The 14,501-nt window shown below is 61.6% G+C and carries 18 protein-coding genes; 6 read left to right on the top strand and 12 right to left on the bottom strand.

Features of this window, described 5'->3' with window-relative positions:
- Positions 1 to 46: 46 nt before the first annotated feature.
- On the top strand, positions 47 to 1,930 hold the full coding sequence (locus KW849_RS12945) for a TonB-dependent receptor domain-containing protein (RefSeq protein WP_218429749.1): 1,884 nt from the start codon (positions 47 to 49) through the stop codon (positions 1,928 to 1,930).
- Between the two features lie 152 nt (positions 1,931 to 2,082).
- Here KW849_RS12945 and KW849_RS12940 read toward each other — a convergent pair whose 3' ends face one another.
- The 11 genes from KW849_RS12940 to nrdR all read right to left on the bottom strand — a co-directional run bounded on the left by KW849_RS12940 (position 2,083) and on the right by nrdR (position 10,253).
- Positions 2,083 to 2,883 carry a cobalamin-binding protein gene (locus KW849_RS12940; RefSeq protein WP_218429748.1) on the bottom strand — a complete coding sequence of 267 codons (801 nt, stop codon included), beginning with the start codon at positions 2,881 to 2,883 and terminating at the stop codon, positions 2,083 to 2,085.
- The gene (locus KW849_RS12935) at positions 2,883 to 3,302 is read right to left on the bottom strand and encodes an MFS transporter (RefSeq protein ID WP_218429747.1); all 420 of its coding nucleotides are present in this window, start codon (positions 3,300 to 3,302) and stop codon (positions 2,883 to 2,885) included. Before KW849_RS12935 ends, KW849_RS12940 begins: the two co-directional genes overlap by 1 nt.
- Positions 3,299 to 3,916 carry a GTP cyclohydrolase II gene (gene ribA / locus KW849_RS12930; RefSeq protein WP_150726901.1) on the bottom strand — a complete coding sequence of 206 codons (618 nt, stop codon included), beginning with the start codon at positions 3,914 to 3,916 and terminating at the stop codon, positions 3,299 to 3,301. Before ribA ends, KW849_RS12935 begins: the two co-directional genes overlap by 4 nt.
- Positions 3,917 to 4,288: 372 nt before the next feature.
- Positions 4,289 to 4,792, bottom strand: coding sequence for a phosphatidylglycerophosphatase A (locus KW849_RS12925; protein WP_108216301.1), 504 nt, complete (start codon positions 4,790 to 4,792; stop codon positions 4,289 to 4,291).
- Positions 4,789 to 5,754, bottom strand: coding sequence for a thiamine-phosphate kinase (thiL, locus tag KW849_RS12920; RefSeq protein ID WP_218429746.1), 966 nt, complete (start codon positions 5,752 to 5,754; stop codon positions 4,789 to 4,791). Before thiL ends, KW849_RS12925 begins: the two co-directional genes overlap by 4 nt.
- A gap of 18 nt (positions 5,755 to 5,772) precedes the next feature.
- A complete protein-coding gene (gene nusB, locus KW849_RS12915) occupies positions 5,773 to 6,273 on the bottom strand; it encodes a transcription antitermination factor NusB (RefSeq protein ID WP_108216299.1) in 501 nt (166 codons plus the stop codon).
- Positions 6,270 to 6,746: a 6,7-dimethyl-8-ribityllumazine synthase gene (gene ribE, locus KW849_RS12910; protein WP_003228649.1), complete on the bottom strand. Its 477-nt coding sequence runs from the start codon at positions 6,744 to 6,746 to the stop codon at positions 6,270 to 6,272. Before ribE ends, nusB begins: the two co-directional genes overlap by 4 nt.
- A gap of 91 nt (positions 6,747 to 6,837) precedes the next feature.
- The gene (gene ribBA / locus KW849_RS12905) at positions 6,838 to 7,929 is read right to left on the bottom strand and encodes a bifunctional 3,4-dihydroxy-2-butanone-4-phosphate synthase/GTP cyclohydrolase II (RefSeq protein ID WP_090325554.1); all 1,092 of its coding nucleotides are present in this window, start codon (positions 7,927 to 7,929) and stop codon (positions 6,838 to 6,840) included.
- A 16-nt stretch (positions 7,930 to 7,945) separates the two neighbouring features.
- On the bottom strand, positions 7,946 to 8,611 hold the full coding sequence (locus KW849_RS12900) for a riboflavin synthase (protein ID WP_008059524.1): 666 nt from the start codon (positions 8,609 to 8,611) through the stop codon (positions 7,946 to 7,948).
- 47 nt (positions 8,612 to 8,658) lie between these two features.
- Positions 8,659 to 9,792 carry a bifunctional diaminohydroxyphosphoribosylaminopyrimidine deaminase/5-amino-6-(5-phosphoribosylamino)uracil reductase RibD gene (ribD, locus tag KW849_RS12895; protein ID WP_218429745.1) on the bottom strand — a complete coding sequence of 378 codons (1,134 nt, stop codon included), beginning with the start codon at positions 9,790 to 9,792 and terminating at the stop codon, positions 8,659 to 8,661.
- Entirely contained in the window at positions 9,789 to 10,253 is a 465-nt protein-coding gene (gene nrdR, locus KW849_RS12890) for a transcriptional regulator NrdR (protein WP_003228656.1), read from the bottom strand. The genes ribD and nrdR overlap by 4 nt, the downstream gene beginning before the upstream one ends.
- Positions 10,254 to 10,380: 127 nt before the next feature.
- Here nrdR and KW849_RS12885 point away from each other — a divergent pair, with 127 nt between their 5' ends.
- The 3 genes from KW849_RS12885 to trxA all read left to right on the top strand — a co-directional run bounded on the left by KW849_RS12885 (position 10,381) and on the right by trxA (position 12,508).
- Complete coding sequence (locus KW849_RS12885) at positions 10,381 to 10,845, top strand: YbaY family lipoprotein (protein ID WP_108216297.1); 465 nt, start codon at positions 10,381 to 10,383, stop codon at positions 10,843 to 10,845.
- On the top strand, positions 10,842 to 11,498 hold the full coding sequence (locus KW849_RS12880; protein ID WP_218429744.1) for a methyltransferase: 657 nt from the start codon (positions 10,842 to 10,844) through the stop codon (positions 11,496 to 11,498). Before KW849_RS12885 ends, KW849_RS12880 begins: the two co-directional genes overlap by 4 nt.
- A 137-nt stretch (positions 11,499 to 11,635) precedes the next feature.
- Entirely contained in the window at positions 11,636 to 12,508 is an 873-nt protein-coding gene (gene trxA, locus KW849_RS12875; RefSeq protein WP_218429743.1) for a thioredoxin, read from the top strand.
- 88 nt (positions 12,509 to 12,596) lie between these two features.
- On the opposite strand, the gene KW849_RS12870 is transcribed toward trxA, so the two are convergent.
- Positions 12,597 to 12,938, bottom strand: a complete 342-nt coding sequence (locus tag KW849_RS12870) for a hypothetical protein (RefSeq protein ID WP_218429742.1) — start codon at positions 12,936 to 12,938, stop codon at positions 12,597 to 12,599.
- A 135-nt stretch (positions 12,939 to 13,073) separates the two neighbouring features.
- Between KW849_RS12870 and KW849_RS12865 the strand changes: the two genes are divergently transcribed.
- Positions 13,074 to 13,664, top strand: a complete 591-nt coding sequence (locus KW849_RS12865) for a DUF2796 domain-containing protein (RefSeq protein ID WP_218429741.1) — start codon at positions 13,074 to 13,076, stop codon at positions 13,662 to 13,664.
- A 126-nt stretch (positions 13,665 to 13,790) separates the two neighbouring features.
- A complete protein-coding gene (locus KW849_RS12860; protein WP_218429740.1) occupies positions 13,791 to 14,501 on the top strand; it encodes an ABC transporter ATP-binding protein in 711 nt (236 codons plus the stop codon).

Genomic DNA, 14,501 nt, shown 5'->3' with positions numbered 1-14,501 from the left:
CAGCTCCTACGGGGAGTTGCGTCGCATCTGAAATCTCGGATCCTCCATGAAACTCTCTCCCTTCGCCCTGACGCTGGGCCTGCTGCCGGCTGGCCAACTGCTGGCCGACACCTTCGAACGCGATCAGGCCCTGAAGCTGCCCGATGTGTTGATCAGCGCCAACCGCCAGGTCGAAGCGCGCAATGACAGCAGTGCCGCCAACAGCGTCTTTACCCGCGCAGACATCGATCGCCTGCAACCCGATAGCGTCACCGACCTGCTGCGTCGCGTACCGGGCGTGCAAGTCGTGCAAACCGGCGGGCGCGGCAGCTTGCCGGGGGTTTACATTCGCGGCACCCAGTCGGCCCAGAGCCTGGTGCTGGTGGACGGTCAGCGCATCGGCAGTTCGACCTCCGGGGACAGCAACCTGCAACACATCAACATCGAGCAGGTCGAGCGCGTGGAAGTGCTGCGCGGCTCCCGCTCGGTGATTTATGGCAGTGATGCGATTGGCGGGGTGATCCAGATCTTCACCCGTCGTAGCGGCGAACAGGGCCTGCAACCTCGAATGCACATGGGTTTTGGCAGCAACCAGACCTGGGAACGCAGCCTCGGTTTGTCCGGTGGCGATGCACACACCCGCTTCAACCTCGGCGCCAGCCTCGACGAAACCGCCGGGATCAATCGCACCCACGAGTCGTATCCCAGCGACGGCGACCATGACGAATACCGCAACAAATCCGTCAGCCTGAGCCTCAGCCATGCGCTGACCGATGACATCGAAGTCGGTGCCAACCTGCTGGATAACCGCGGCAAAAGCGAGTTCGACAACCCGTTCGGGCGCTTCGACATGAATACGTTCGAGTCGGTCCAACAGCAGCCGCACAACGAATTCGATGTGAGCAGTGTCAGCAGTTACATAGACGCGCGCATCAATGATCTGTGGAAAACCCGCATCGAGTTCGGCCACAGCGAAAACCGCGAGAAGACCCTGGACAAGCTCAGCGATGAGCGCAGCGTGTTCAACACCTACCGCGATTCGGTGAACTGGCAGAACGACCTGACGCTCAACGAGCGCAACAGTTTGCTGCTCGGAGGTGACTGGTATGAAGACCGCATCAACAGCAGCACCGCGTTCGATGAGGACAGTCGCTGGAACCGAGCGGCGTACATCCAGCACCGCTATCAGGCCGACAGTTTCTCCACGGAGCTGGGTTTGCGTCACGACGAAAACCAGCAGTTTGGCAGCCAGAACACCTGGAGCGGCACCTTCACTCTGCCACTGAACCCGGACAACGAAGTGCTGCTGACCTACAGCGAAGGCTTCCGTGCACCGACGTTCAACGACCTGTACTACCCCGACTTTGCCAACCCGGACCTGAAGCCTGAAACCTCGAAAAGCCATGAGCTGCAATGGCGCAGCCAATTGACCGAGGACAGTCGCCTGGAGACGTCGCTGTATCGCACCGACCTTGAAGACGCAATCATCTTCGGCAGCAACTTGCGCCCGGAGAACGTCGCCTCGGCGCGAATCAACGGCTTTGAAGCGGCATTGAAGCAGGAATGGTTCGGCTGGCAGAGCAACCTCGGCGTAGCGATTATCGACCCACGCGACCGTGATACGGGCCACACCCTGGCCCGTCGCGCGCGGCGCACTTTGAGCTGGGATCTGGACCGTCAGTTCGATCGCCTGGGCCTCGGCGCCAGTTGGCAAGCGGTCAGCAGCAGCTATGACGACCTGAACAATCAACAGCCGTTAGGCGGTTATGCCTTGTTAGGGTTGCGCAGCAGTTGGGCGCTCAATCGTGAAATCAGTCTGGAGCTGAAGGTCGATAACCTGCTGGACAAAGGTTACAGCCGGGCGTTGTACAACTACCAAGATAGTCAGTACGGGTATCGCGAGGAAGGTCGGGCGTGGATGTTCGGGGTGACCTGGACGCCGGAGATCTAAAGCCAGGCTCGATCATTTGTGGCGAGGGGGCTTGCCCCCGTTCGGTTGCGCAGCAACCGCAATCAGGCTGATGGGGGGATGTCTGATAAAACACCGTCGCAGGACTTGGGGCCGCTTCGCAGCCCAACGGGGGCAAGCCCCCTCGCCACAGGTCAGCGGTCTGGCGCGATCAACTGGCACAGCTTTGCAGTCGCCTCAATCATCTGCCCACTCGGCCGCTCCAGGCCCTTGTCCGTCACCAATCGCAACTGTCCCTGTGCCACCGCCGCCACCTGCGGCCAGGCTTTCCACGCATCAAGCTGCGCCTGATCGCTAGCCAGAATCACCTCGGGATTACGCTGCAACACGGTTTCCACGCTGACCTGCGGTGCCGGCAGTTTCAGGTCGGCAAACACGTTTTGGGCACCGCAGACTTCCAGCGCATCGCTGATGATCTGCTCGCCGCCGACGGTGTACAGCGGCCGATCCCAGACCTGATAGAACACCCGTAACGGCTTGTCCCGTCGATAGCGCTGACGCAACTCATCCAGCCGCTGGCGTAAATCGCTGGCCAATGAAGTTCCGCGTTCAGGTCGTCCAAGCTGAGCGGCAATGGCCTCGATCTGTGCGGTGAGCTGGTCCAGGCTGCGGGGTTCGGCGACGAAGGTGGGAATATTCAGGCGCTTGAGCTGGTCACGCTGGGCCGGGCCGACACTACCGGGCCATAGCAGCAACAGGTCAGGTCTCAGGCTGAGCAGGCGCTCCATATCCAGCTGGCCATAGCGGCCAACGGAGGGCAGGCTCTTGAGTTCGGCAGGTCGTTCACCGGCGTCCAGCACACCGACCAGAAGGTCGGCGGAACCCAGTTCTACGATGATCTCAGAGAGCGACGGCGCAAGGCTGACAACCCGCTCGACTGCAATGGCCGTGCTGCTGGCGGCCAGCAGCGACACCGCCAGCCAGACCGCGCGCATCAACCGAGTTGACGCGGAATACGGTAGAGGTAGAACAGCACGGCAGTCGACAGCGCCAGCAGCATCAGCGGCACCGCTTCAAGACCGACGAACACCGCCAGGGCAGCGATCCAGGCCGGCAGGCCGGCGGCAAGGAATGCCGTACGCCGCTTGGCCGCAAGACTGATCCAGGCAGCAGGCTCATCCGGGGTATCGAGGGCTTTCTGGGTGGCGATCAGCGCGTGTTTGTAGGCGCCGAAGAACCTCAGGCTGACAAACATCGAGGCGACTCCGGCGATGAACAACGGCATCGCCAGCACAGGCAGGATGGCTTCGCTCTGGCCGAACACCGCGTTGATCACAAACAGCGGCAACAAGGCCAGTGCCAGGTACTGCCACCAGTTGACGGACAGTCGCCGCCGCACCTGACCGCGGGTCACGCCCGGTCTACCTCGCCCTGATGCTCATTGCCCATCATGTGATCGAGCTTGCTGGCCTTGGTCGCCAGGTAGAGTCGGTTATGCGGGTTGTGCCCAGTGTGCAGCGGCACGCGCTCGGCGACCACGATACCCATGTCGGTCAGGGCCTTGACCTTGCGCGGGTTGTTGGTCATCAGACGCAATGACTTCACGCCCAGGTGCTCCAGCATCGGCAGGCACATGGCGTAGTCACGCTGATCGGCGGCAAAGCCCAGACGCTCGTTGGCTTCGACAGTGTCGGCACCACCGTCCTGCAGCTCATAGGCGCGGATCTTGTTCAGCAGGCCAATGCCCCGGCCTTCCTGACGCAGGTAGAGCAAAACGCCGCGACCTTCGCGGGCGATGGCCTGCAAGGCGGCCTCCAGTTGCGAGCCGCAGTCGCAACGCTGGCTGAACAAGGCATCGCCCGTCAGGCATTCGGAGTGCAGCCGGCCGAGTACCGGGGCACCGTCGGCGAATTCACCCAGGCTCAGCACAACGTGCTCGCGGCCGGTGGCTTCATCGAGAAAGCCGTGCATGGTGAATTGCGCAAAAGGCGTTGGCAGCTTGGAAGCGGCGACAAAAACGACAGGCACCGGTGTGCTCCTGATCTAAAGAGTCTGAAGATTCGCAGAGCCGGCATTGTAACAGCAGGTTCCGGAGGACGCTTAGGCTGAATTATCGGCGATAACTATCAAAAAGTTTGATATCTGCCGCACCACATTCCCTGTAGGAGCGAGCCTGCTCGCGATGGCGTACTGTCAGCGACATCAATATTGACTGATACACCGCCATCGCGAGCAGGCTCGCTCCCACAGGGGGATCATCTCCAGCCGTTCGATCCGTGTCAGTTCGAATCGAACGGATACGGCTGTTTCCAGCGCTCGAAGCCAGGTTCAATCCGCGTAGAGCCATCCCTGCTTCCCCCCCGATTAACCGCTCTCCTGATTAACGCCTGGCCCCACCGGTCAGGCGAAAAACCACACCAGTCCCTGCATCGCCAACCAGGCGAACACCCCGGCCAGGACATCATCGAGCATGATGCCGACGCCGCCATGTACGTGCCGGTCAATCCAGCGAATCGGCCACGGCTTGAGGATGTCGAAGAAGCGGAACATCAAGAAACCCACGAGCAACCATTGCCAACCTTCCGGCACCAGCCACAGGGTGATCCACATCCCGACCATTTCGTCCCAGACGATGCCTTCATGGTCGTGTACCCGTAAATCGTCGGCCACTTTGCCGCACAGCCAGAAGCCGAACAACATGGTGATGCCCAGCATCAGCCAGTAACCCCAGTCGGGAAGCATTTGCCACAACGGGATAAAAGGCAGCGCAACTAACGACCCCCAAGTGCCAGGCGCCTTTGGCAAGGTGCCCGAGCCGAAGCCGAACGCCAAAAAATGCCACGGATTACGCCAGACCGATGGCGGTACGTTTTCCGCCGGGACCTGATTGGGATGATCTGTCACGGTGACTCCCGAAAATGTTGATAACCCCGGGTTTGGGGGGTGATGTCTTTGCCGTCGGCGTCCAGCAGCGTCACGCCCTGCCCCGTTACCACCCGCCCAATCACATGGATCGGCCAACCGTCGGCCAGCAATAGCGGCAACTCGACGGACGGTAAGGTGAAGGCCAGGACGTAATCGTCGCCGCCGCTCAGGGCCGCAACTTGTGCGCCCGCTTGACCGAGAAAGTCGAGCAGCGCTTTGGAGAGCGGCAGGCGATCTCGCTCGACTTGAATACCGACCTTCGAAGCCAGCGCGATATGCCCGCAATCAGCGAGCAAGCCATCGGAGATATCCATTGCCGAAGTGGCCTTGCCCCGCAGCGCCTGACCCAAGCCGAGCTGCGGTTGCGGCGACCAGTAATGCGCAAGCAATGGCTCGGCAATGCTCGCTTGGGCTGTGCGCTGGCCGAGCACCAATGGCAAGGCACCGGCGGCATTGCCCAGGTCGCCGCCGACACACAACAGATCGCCCGGTTGCGCGCCACTGCGGGTTAGCGCCAGACCGGCCGGTACGCGCCCGAACACGGTCATGGTCATGCTTAACGGCCCACGGGTGGTATCGCCACCCACCAACGCCACACCACAGCTTTGCGCCATGGTGTTCAAACCACGGGCATAGGCCTGCAGCCAATCGGCAGTCACCGTCGGCAAGGTCAGGGCAAGGGTAAAGGCAACGGGGGTGGCACCCATGGCCGCCAGGTCGCTGACGGCTACGGCCAGCGAGCGCTGACCGAGCAGAAACGGATCGCAGGGATCGGCGAAGTGCACGCCGGCCACCAACGTATCGGTAGATATCGCCATCTGTTCCCCAGGGGGAACAGTCAGCAAGGCGCAGTCATCGCCAATCCCGAGGGCAACGCCTTCGCCGCCCTGCGCACAAGGCGCGGCGGCGAAGAAATTGCGGATCAGCTCAAACTCGCCCATCGCAGTTCCAAGCGCTGGTTAGCGCTTGAACGCCTTGACTTCAGCTTCACGCAGACGCGGGGCCAGCTTGTCGAGCACACCGTTGACGAACTTGTGGCCATCGGTGGAACCGAAGACCTTGGCCAGTTCGATACCCTCGTTGATCACAACGCGGTACGGCACGTCGGCGCGCTTGAGCAGTTCCCAGGTGGACAGACGCAGAACCGCCAGTTCAACCGGGTCCAGCTCTTCGATGGTCAAGTCCAGGCATGGCGTGAGCGCGGTGTCGATTTCGCTCTTGAACTGCGGAACCCCGTGGAGGATTTCGCGGAAGTACGCGCCGTCGACATCGCTGAAATCGTTATCGACCCGGAACTGCGCTTCGATCTCGTTCAGCGACTGCTTGGCCATGTGCCATTGGTACAGCGCCTGGGTCGCGAGCTGACGGGCTTCGCGACGCTTGACGCTTTTCGATGGCTTGCCGGCATCCGCAGGCTTTGGATCGCGCGGGTTGAAACGATCGCTTTCGTCGCTAATCACTTGGCCTCCAACTGCGCCAGCAGGCTGACCATTTCCAGAGCGGACAGGGCAGCTTCAGCACCTTTATTACCGGCCTTGGTGCCGGAACGTTCGATGGCTTGCTCGATGGAGTCAACGGTCAGCACGCCGAATGCGACCGGAACGCCGAACTCCATGGACACCTGGGCCAGGCCCTTGGTGCATTCGCCAGCCACGTATTCGAAGTGCGGAGTGCCGCCACGAATGACCGCGCCCAGGGCGATGATTGCCGCGAACTCGCCTTTCTGGGCGACTTTTTGCGCAACCAGCGGAATTTCGAAGGCGCCAGGCGCGCGGATGATGGTGATGTCGCTTTCGCTCACGCCGTGGCGAACCAGGGCATCAACTGCACCGCTGACCAGGCTTTCAACGACGAAGCTGTTGAAACGGCCCACTACCAGAGCGTAGCGGCCTTTAGGGGCGATGAAGGTACCTTCGATGGTCTTCAGGGTCATTCGATAGATCTCTTAAAGAGCCGGGACGCGTCTCGTACGCATCCCTCGGTGATATTTGAACCGCGAATTCAAGGCCGGAAACAACCGGTCATTATTCGGAGGGCACGTATTCTACAACTTCCAGATCGAAACCGGATATCGCATTAAATTTCATCGGCGCCGACATCAGGCGCATTTTGCGTACGCCCAGGTCACGCAGGATCTGCGAACCGGCACCGACAATGCTATAGGTGGTCGGTTTTTTCACGGCGGCGTGGTCGGCGGTTTCGCGGATGTGCGCCAGCAACACGTCGCCATCGAGCGGGTGACCCAGCAACAGCACCACACCACTGCCAGCCTCGGCAACCGCAGCCATGGCGGCGCGCAGGCTCCAGCGGCCCGGCTGCTTGACCATCAGCAGGTCGCGCAGCGGGTCCATGTTGTGCACCCGAACCAGGGTTGGTTCTTCGGCACACACGTTGCCCAGGGTCAGTGCCATGTGCACGTCGCCTTCCACGGAATCACGGTAGGTCACCAGGTTGAATTGGCCCAGTTCGCTGTCCAGTGGCTGCTCGGCAATCCGCTGAACGGTACGTTCGTGGATCATCCGGTAGTGAATCAGGTCGGCGATGGTGCCGATCTTGATGTCGTGTTCGGCGGCAAAAGCTTCCAGTTCGGCGCGACGGGACATGGTGCCGTCGTCGTTCATCACTTCGCAGATCACCCCGCTCGGCTCGAAACCGGCCATGCGCGCCAGGTCGCAGGCGGCTTCGGTGTGGCCGGCGCGGGCCAGCGTACCGCCGGCCTGGGCCATCAGCGGGAAGATGTGGCCGGGGCTGACGATGTCTTCAGCCTTGGCATCACGGGCGGCAGCAGCCTGCACGGTGCGCGCACGGTCGGCGGCGGAAATGCCGGTGGTCACGCCGGTGGCCGCTTCGATCGATACGGTGAACTTGGTGCCGAAACCGGAACCGTTGCGCGGCGCCATCAACGGCAGCTTGAGCAGTTCGCAACGCTCGCGGCTCATCGGCATGCAGATCAGGCCACGGGCGTGCTTGGCCATGAAGTTGATGTGCTCGGGCTTGCAGCACTCGGCGGCCATGATCAGGTCGCCTTCGTTCTCGCGATCTTCGTCATCCATGAGGATGACCATCTTGCCTTGGCGGATGTCTTCAACCAGTTCTTCGATGCTATTGAGCGCCACAAGGCACCCCCTTGAGTCAGGATTTGAGATAGCCGTTGGCGGCCAGAAAGCTTTCGGTGATGGTGCTGCCCGCAGTCGGTTCTGCAGCCTTGTCGCCCAGCAACAGACGCTCCAGATAACGGGCCAGCAAGTCGACTTCCAGATTCACCCGGCGACCTGGCTGGTACGACGCCATGATGGTTTCGCTCAGGGTGTGCGGAATGATGGTCAGCAGGAACTCGGCGCCATCGACTGCGTTCACGGTGAGGCTGGTGCCGTCGACGGTGATCGAGCCTTTATGGGCGATGTACTTGGCAAGTTCTTTCGGCGCACGGATGCGAAATTCCACGGCGCGCGCGTTTTCGGTACGGGCAACCACTTCGCCCACGCCGTCGACGTGACCGCTGACCAGATGCCCGCCGAGGCGAGTGGTCGGGGTCAGGGCTTTTTCCAGGTTGACCGGGCTGCCGCTCTTCAGGTCGTTCATGGCAGTGCAGTCAAGGGTTTCGCGACTGACATCGGCTGCGAAGCCGTTGCCCGGCAACTCAACGGCGGTCAGGCACACGCCGTTGACCGCGATGCTGTCGCCCAGTTTGACGTCGCTCAGGTCGAGCTTGCCGGTTTCGACGTGTACCCGCACATCACCGCCCTTTGGGGTCAATGCACGAATACTGCCGATGGATTCGATGATGCCGGTAAACATGAGGTTCTCCTCGAGAACAAGGCCAAAGCTTGCGCGATGGCCGCAAATTATACGCTTGCTGCTGGCAAGGGAATGGCAGTGACTCGCCAGTCATCGCCAACTGCACGAATTTCGATGATTTTGAGTTCCGGCGCATCCTTCATTTGCGCGAGCGGCCAGTCCAGCAGCGGCCGCGCCGAAGAACCCAAAAACTTGCCGGCGATGAAAATCTGGAACTCGTCCACCAAACCCAACTGGGCAAAGGCACCCGCCAGACGTGGACCGGCCTCGACCAACACTTCGTTGGCCCCACGGGCGGCGAGCTCGACCAGCAACTGATGCAGATCGACCTGGCCATCAAAGCCCGGCACGATCAGACACTCCGGGCCGTTGGCGTACTGCTCTTCCACCGCGACACAGGTAGCGACCAGCGCCGGGCCGGCCTTGAAGAACGGTGCATCCAGCGGTACCCGCAGGCGACCGTCAATCAGGACTCGAAGCGGGGGACGACTCATGGCCAGCGCGGTTTGCTCGACATCCAGCCCCAACTCATCGGCGCGCACGGTCAACCGCGCGTTGTCCGCCAGCACCGTATCGGCGCCGGTCAGTACCACACTGGCTTGCGCGCGCAGACGCTGAACGGCCGAGCGCGCCGCCGGGCCAGTGATCCACTGGCTTTCGCCGCTTTCCATCGCCGTGCGCCCGTCCAGGCTCATGGCCAACTTGACCCGCACGAACGGCAAGCCGTGTTCCATGCGTTTCAGAAAGCCTTGATTGAGCATGCGCGCTTCGCTTTCCAGCACACCGCTTTCAGTAGCGATGCCCGCCTGTTCCAGGCGCTGCAGACCGCGACCGGCGACTTCCGGATTCGGGTCCTGCATCGCCGCGACCACCCGCGCCACACCGGCATTCACCAGCGCATCGGCACACGGCGGCGTACGGCCGTGATGGCTGCACGGCTCAAGCGTGACATAGGCAGTAGCGCCACGGGCCAACTCACCGGCCGCGCGCAGGGCGTGGACTTCGGCATGGGGTTCACCGGCGCGCTCGTGCCAGCCTTCGCCGACAATCTGCCCACCTTGCACGATCACGCAGCCGACCCGCGGATTGGGGTGCGTCGTGTAATGTCCCTTGCGCGCCAGTTCCAGGGCACGGGCCATGTAGTGGGCATCGAGGATGGCAAGTTCTGCGGGCGTGTTCATTCTTTCACCGGTTCACGGGCCAGGCGATCGATCTCTTCGCGGAACTCGTTGAGGTCCTGGAAGCGGCGATATACCGAAGCGAAGCGGATGTAGGCGACTTCGTCGAGTTTCTGCAACTCGGCCATCACCAGCTCGCCGACCACGAGGGATTTGACCTCGCGTTCGCCGGTGGCGCGCAGTTTGTGTTTGATGTGCACCAGCGACGATTCGAGGCGTTCGACGCTCACCGGGCGCTTTTCCAGCGCACGCTGCATGCCGGCGCGGAGTTTTTCTTCGTCGAACGGCTGGCGACTGCCGTCGGTTTTAATCAGGCGCGGCAACACCAGTTCAGCCGTCTCGAACGTCGTGAAACGCTCGCCGCAGGCCAGGCATTCACGCCGGCGGCGCACCTGTTCGCCCTCGGCGACCAGACGCGAGTCGATGACCTTGGTGTCGTTGGCACCGCAGAAGGGACAGTGCATGGTGGCAGGCAACAAAAAAAGGGAGGGCCATGGTAGCGCATCCCCGTGGCAAGACAAGCCATAGGGTTTGCGGTATACAGACGGGATGATCACTTGATCCATGGAATTCAGCTTTATGGAGCTACCAATGTCGTTACGTCCGCTCATTTTGCTCAGTGTTTTCAGCCTGCTGGTGGCTTGCGGCAGCGATGCACCCAAGCCCCAACCGCCTACGCCGGGCCCGGCGCCGCAGCAAGCGCAGAAGAAGGCCCGGGAGGCCGCCGAACTTGGCCCGCTGCCCGCGTATCAGCGCGAATTGAGCGGCACGTTGCAAGGTGTGCCGGCCGGCGCCGAGGTCGAGCTGGCGCTGTTGGTGATCGACGACAAAGACCGTCCGCAACAATTGCTCGCCAGTTCCAGCCTGATCGGCAACAACCAAGTGTTGCCGTTTCACCTGCGCTTCAACCCGGATGCCTTTCCGGTCGGCGCCCGCGTTGAACTGCGAGGCCGCGCCAGCCAGTCCGGGCAGTTGATCCTGCACTTGCCGTCGCAGCTGATCACCCAGCCGACCACCCAGGCCCTGGGCCAACTGCAATTCGTCAAAGCCCCATGAGTGCACCGCTCGACCTGCAAATGGCCTTGGGGGATCTGCTCGGTGACGCGCAATTGGTGGACTGTGATTTACCCGGAACCGATTTGAAACTGTGGCTGATCGACGGCGATAACATGGACCGCGCTTTCAGCCCGGAAGAAACCCGGCGCATTCTGCATGAGCCGCCGTACTGGAGTTTCTGCTGGGCCAGCGGCTTGGCCGTGGCCCGTTATCTGGCCGCAAACCCGCATTGGGTCGAAGGCAAGCGGGTACTGGATTTCGGTGCCGGTTCCGGGGTGGCAGGGATTGCCGCGGCCAAGGCCGGCGCGCTGGAAGTGCTGGCCTGCGACCTCGACCCGCTGGCGATTGCCGCGTGCCGGGCCAATGCCGAGCTCAATGACGTACAGCTTGATTACTCGACGGATTTTTTCGCCGAGGCCGATCGCTTCGATCTGATCCTGGTAGCGGATGTGTTGTACGACCTGGCGAACCTGCCACTGCTCGACCAGTTCCTCAGCCGCGGCCGAGAAGCGCTGGTGGCGGACTCCCGAGTGCGGGATTTTCGCCATCCGTTGTACCGGCGCATCGAAATGCTTGAAGCCATGACCCTGCCGGACCTGGCCGAACCCCACGAGTTTCGGCATGTGAGCCTGTACCACGCGCAACGCGCTTGAAACCGCAAAAAGGTCGCAGCCTTCGGCAGCTCCTACAGGATCGAATATTCATACGGCCAATGTAGGAGCTGCCGAAGGCTGCGATCTTTTACGCCAGCCCTTATAGTGAGCATATTCACGCTTCCAAGAGATCCCCCATGAGTCAGCAAACGCCGTACATCTTCGACGCCACGACTGCCGATTTCGACCAGTCGGTGATCGAGAACTCTTTCCACAAACCGGTGCTGGTGGATTTCTGGGCCGAATGGTGCGCGCCCTGCAAGGTGCTGATGCCGATGTTGCAGAGCATTGCCGAGAGCTACCAGGGCGAATTGCTGCTGGCCAAGGTCAACTGTGACATCGAGCAAGACATCGTCGCCCGCTTCGGCATCCGCAGCTTGCCGACCGTGGTCCTGTTCAAGGACGGCCAGCCTGTCGACGGTTTTGCCGGTGCCCAGCCAGAATCCGCCGTCCGCGCCCTGCTCGAACCCCATGTGCAAATGCCGCCACCGGCAGCTGCCGATCCGTTCGAACAGGCCCAGGCACTGTTCGACGACAGCCGCTTTGCCGATGCCGAAGCGCTGCTCAAGGTGATCCTGGGTGAAGACAACACCAACGCCAAGGCACTGATCCTCTACGCCCGCTGCCTGACCGAGCGCGGTGAACTGGGCGAGGCGCAAACCGTGCTGGATGCGGTCAAGAGCGACGAGCACAAGGCTGCACTGGCCGGCGCCAAGGCACAGATCAAGTTTCTCGGTTTGGCCAAGGATTTGCCGGATGCCGCCGACCTGAAGGCCCGACTGGCGAAAGACCCGCTGGACGATGAGGCGGTCTATCAACTGTCGATCCAGCAACTGGCCCGTCAGCAGTACGACGCCGCGCTGGACGCATTGCTCAAGTTGTTCATCCGCAACCGCAGCTACAGCGAAGGCTTGCCGCACAAAACCTTGCTGCAGGTGTTCGAGTTACTGGGCAACGACCACCCGCTGGTCAGCACGTACCGCCGCAAATTGTTTGCCGCTCTTTATTAAAAATCAAAAGATCGCAGCCTGCGGCAGCTCCTACAGAGGTTGGCACTCACCCTGTAGGAGCTGCCGCAGGCTGCGATCTTTTCACGGTTTATTCGATCCAGCTGTAGAGCGGCGTATCACCGCCGCTCAATACTCTTACGTCCGAACTATGGCGCAAACGCACCAACAGACGCTTGCCCGCCGCCGCACTGCCAGTCAGGCCTTCGAGTTGATCGAGCAGATCCGGTCCGCTGAGCTGCCCGGCCTTGCGCAGCAAATCCCTGGCGATCTGCCACAGCGCATCATCCTGATTCAGCGGTTTGGCCGCTGGCGCGCTGACCTCGGATTTTTCCACCTGCAACTGCGCCCCTAGTCGCGCCCAGTCCGCGTCGTCCATCTCCAGGGTCAAATCCACCGGCCAGTCGCCGATGCTTCCGCGAATTCGCAACATAGGTCTGCTCCCGCACTTTTCTTCCCTGCATGCTCCCATGGGACTTGTGCAACGCCAAGCAGGCAGTCAAACTCTCCGCACTTACGTTATAAGATCACATAACATTTTCTTCATTTTACTTTTCGGAGACTCGCCATGCGTCGTCTGCTTCTCGCCCTGCCGTTTGCCATGTTGCCGCTCGCTGTCGCCCATGCCGCCGACGAACACGATCATGAGCATGGCAGCCTGAGTGCCCACGAACATGGCGTTGGACGCCTGAACGCCGGGCTGGACGGGCAGACCCTGGAGCTGGAACTGGAAAGCCCGGCCATGAACCTGGTGGGTTTCGAGCACATCGCCACCAGCGATGCAGACAAGGCCAAAGTTGCCGCTGTCCGTGCTCGGCTTGAGCAACCACTGGCCTTGTTCAACCTGCCAAAAGCCGCCGGTTGCGTGGTGGAAAACCAGGAACTGGAAAGCCCGCTGTTCGGTGATAAGCCAGAGGCCGATGAAGATCACGATGAGGACGCCAAGGACGAAGACGGCCACGAACATCACGATGATCACAGCGAAATCCACGCTCGCTATCAGCTCACCTGCGCCACGCCGGCGGCCCTGAAGTCGCTGGACCTGGCGAATATTTTCACCAGTTTCCCGGCCACCCGGACAATTCAGGTACAACTGATCGGCCCGAGCGGGCAGCAAGGGGTTGATGTGACGGCGAAAGCGGCTGCCCTGAAATTCTGAATTCACCCCAGATCCCTTGTAGGAGCTGTCGAGTGAAACGAGGCTGCGATCTTTTGAATTTCAAGATCAAAAGATCGCAGCCTGCGGCAGCTCCTACAGGTCATCAATATTCTTGAAATCGGTGCCATGACCCAAGCACTCATCGAACTGTCCGACCTGGGCTTCAGTTGGCCCGGTCACCCGCCACTGCTGGACATTCCGGCGTTTCGCCTGGAGCGCGGGGAAACCCTGTTCCTCAAAGGCCCCAGTGGCAGCGGCAAGACCACCCTGCTCGGCCTGCTCGGCGGCGTGCAAAAACCTGATCGCGGCAGCATCCGCCTGCTCGGCCGGGAACTGACGCAACTCTCGGCCGGTGCCCGCGACCACTTCCGCGTCGATCACACCGGCTACATCTTCCAGCAGTTCAACCTGCTGCCGTTTCTGTCGGTGCGCGAAAACGTCGAACTGCCCTGCCACTTCTCGAAACTGCGCGCCGAACGGGCGAAACAACGTCACGGCAGCGTCGACAAAGCGGCCGCGACGCTGCTTGCCCACCTGGGGTTGAAGGATGCAAACATCCTCGGTCGCCGCGCCGATGCGTTGTCCATCGGCCAGCAGCAACGGGTCGCCGCCGCCCGCGCGCTGATCGGGCAACCGGAACTGGTGATCGCCGACGAGCCAACCTCGGCCCTCGACTACGATGCCCGCGAGAACTTCATTCGCCTGCTGTTCGCCGAGTGCCGCGAAGCCGGGTCGAGCCTGTTGTTCGTCAGCCACGACCAGAGCCTGGCGCCGCTGTTCGACCACAACCTGTCGCTGGCCGAACTCAATCGCGCCGCCACCCCGTCCGAGGTCTGA

The organism is Pseudomonas sp. PDM26 (genome assembly GCF_019219185.1).
GTDB lineage: Bacteria > Pseudomonadota > Gammaproteobacteria > Pseudomonadales > Pseudomonadaceae > Aquipseudomonas.
Note: the sequence above shows the minus strand (reverse complement) of the source record. Positions and strands in the feature narration are given on the sequence as shown.

Coding starts and splice junctions, on each gene's coding strand:
- KW849_RS12940 (WP_218429748.1), bottom strand. CDS start 2,883: ATGCGCGCGGTCTGGCTGGCGGTGTCGCTGCTGGCCGCCAGCAGCACG.
- ribE (WP_003228649.1), bottom strand. CDS start 6,746: ATGACCCTGAAGACCATCGAAGGTACCTTCATCGCCCCTAAAGGCCGC.
- KW849_RS12880 (WP_218429744.1), top strand. CDS start 10,842: ATGAGTGCACCGCTCGACCTGCAAATGGCCTTGGGGGATCTGCTCGGT.
- KW849_RS12900 (WP_008059524.1), bottom strand. CDS start 8,611: ATGTTTACCGGCATCATCGAATCCATCGGCAGTATTCGTGCATTGACC.
- KW849_RS12865 (WP_218429741.1), top strand. CDS start 13,074: ATGCGTCGTCTGCTTCTCGCCCTGCCGTTTGCCATGTTGCCGCTCGCT.
- KW849_RS12860 (WP_218429740.1), top strand. CDS start 13,791: ATGACCCAAGCACTCATCGAACTGTCCGACCTGGGCTTCAGTTGGCCC.
- thiL (WP_218429746.1), bottom strand. CDS start 5,754: ATGGGCGAGTTTGAGCTGATCCGCAATTTCTTCGCCGCCGCGCCTTGT.
- ribD (WP_218429745.1), bottom strand. CDS start 9,792: ATGAACACGCCCGCAGAACTTGCCATCCTCGATGCCCACTACATGGCC.
- KW849_RS12870 (WP_218429742.1), bottom strand. CDS start 12,938: ATGTTGCGAATTCGCGGAAGCATCGGCGACTGGCCGGTGGATTTGACC.
- KW849_RS12885 (WP_108216297.1), top strand. CDS start 10,381: ATGTCGTTACGTCCGCTCATTTTGCTCAGTGTTTTCAGCCTGCTGGTG.
- KW849_RS12945 (WP_218429749.1), top strand. CDS start 47: ATGAAACTCTCTCCCTTCGCCCTGACGCTGGGCCTGCTGCCGGCTGGC.
- trxA (WP_218429743.1), top strand. CDS start 11,636: ATGAGTCAGCAAACGCCGTACATCTTCGACGCCACGACTGCCGATTTC.
- nrdR (WP_003228656.1), bottom strand. CDS start 10,253: ATGCACTGTCCCTTCTGCGGTGCCAACGACACCAAGGTCATCGACTCG.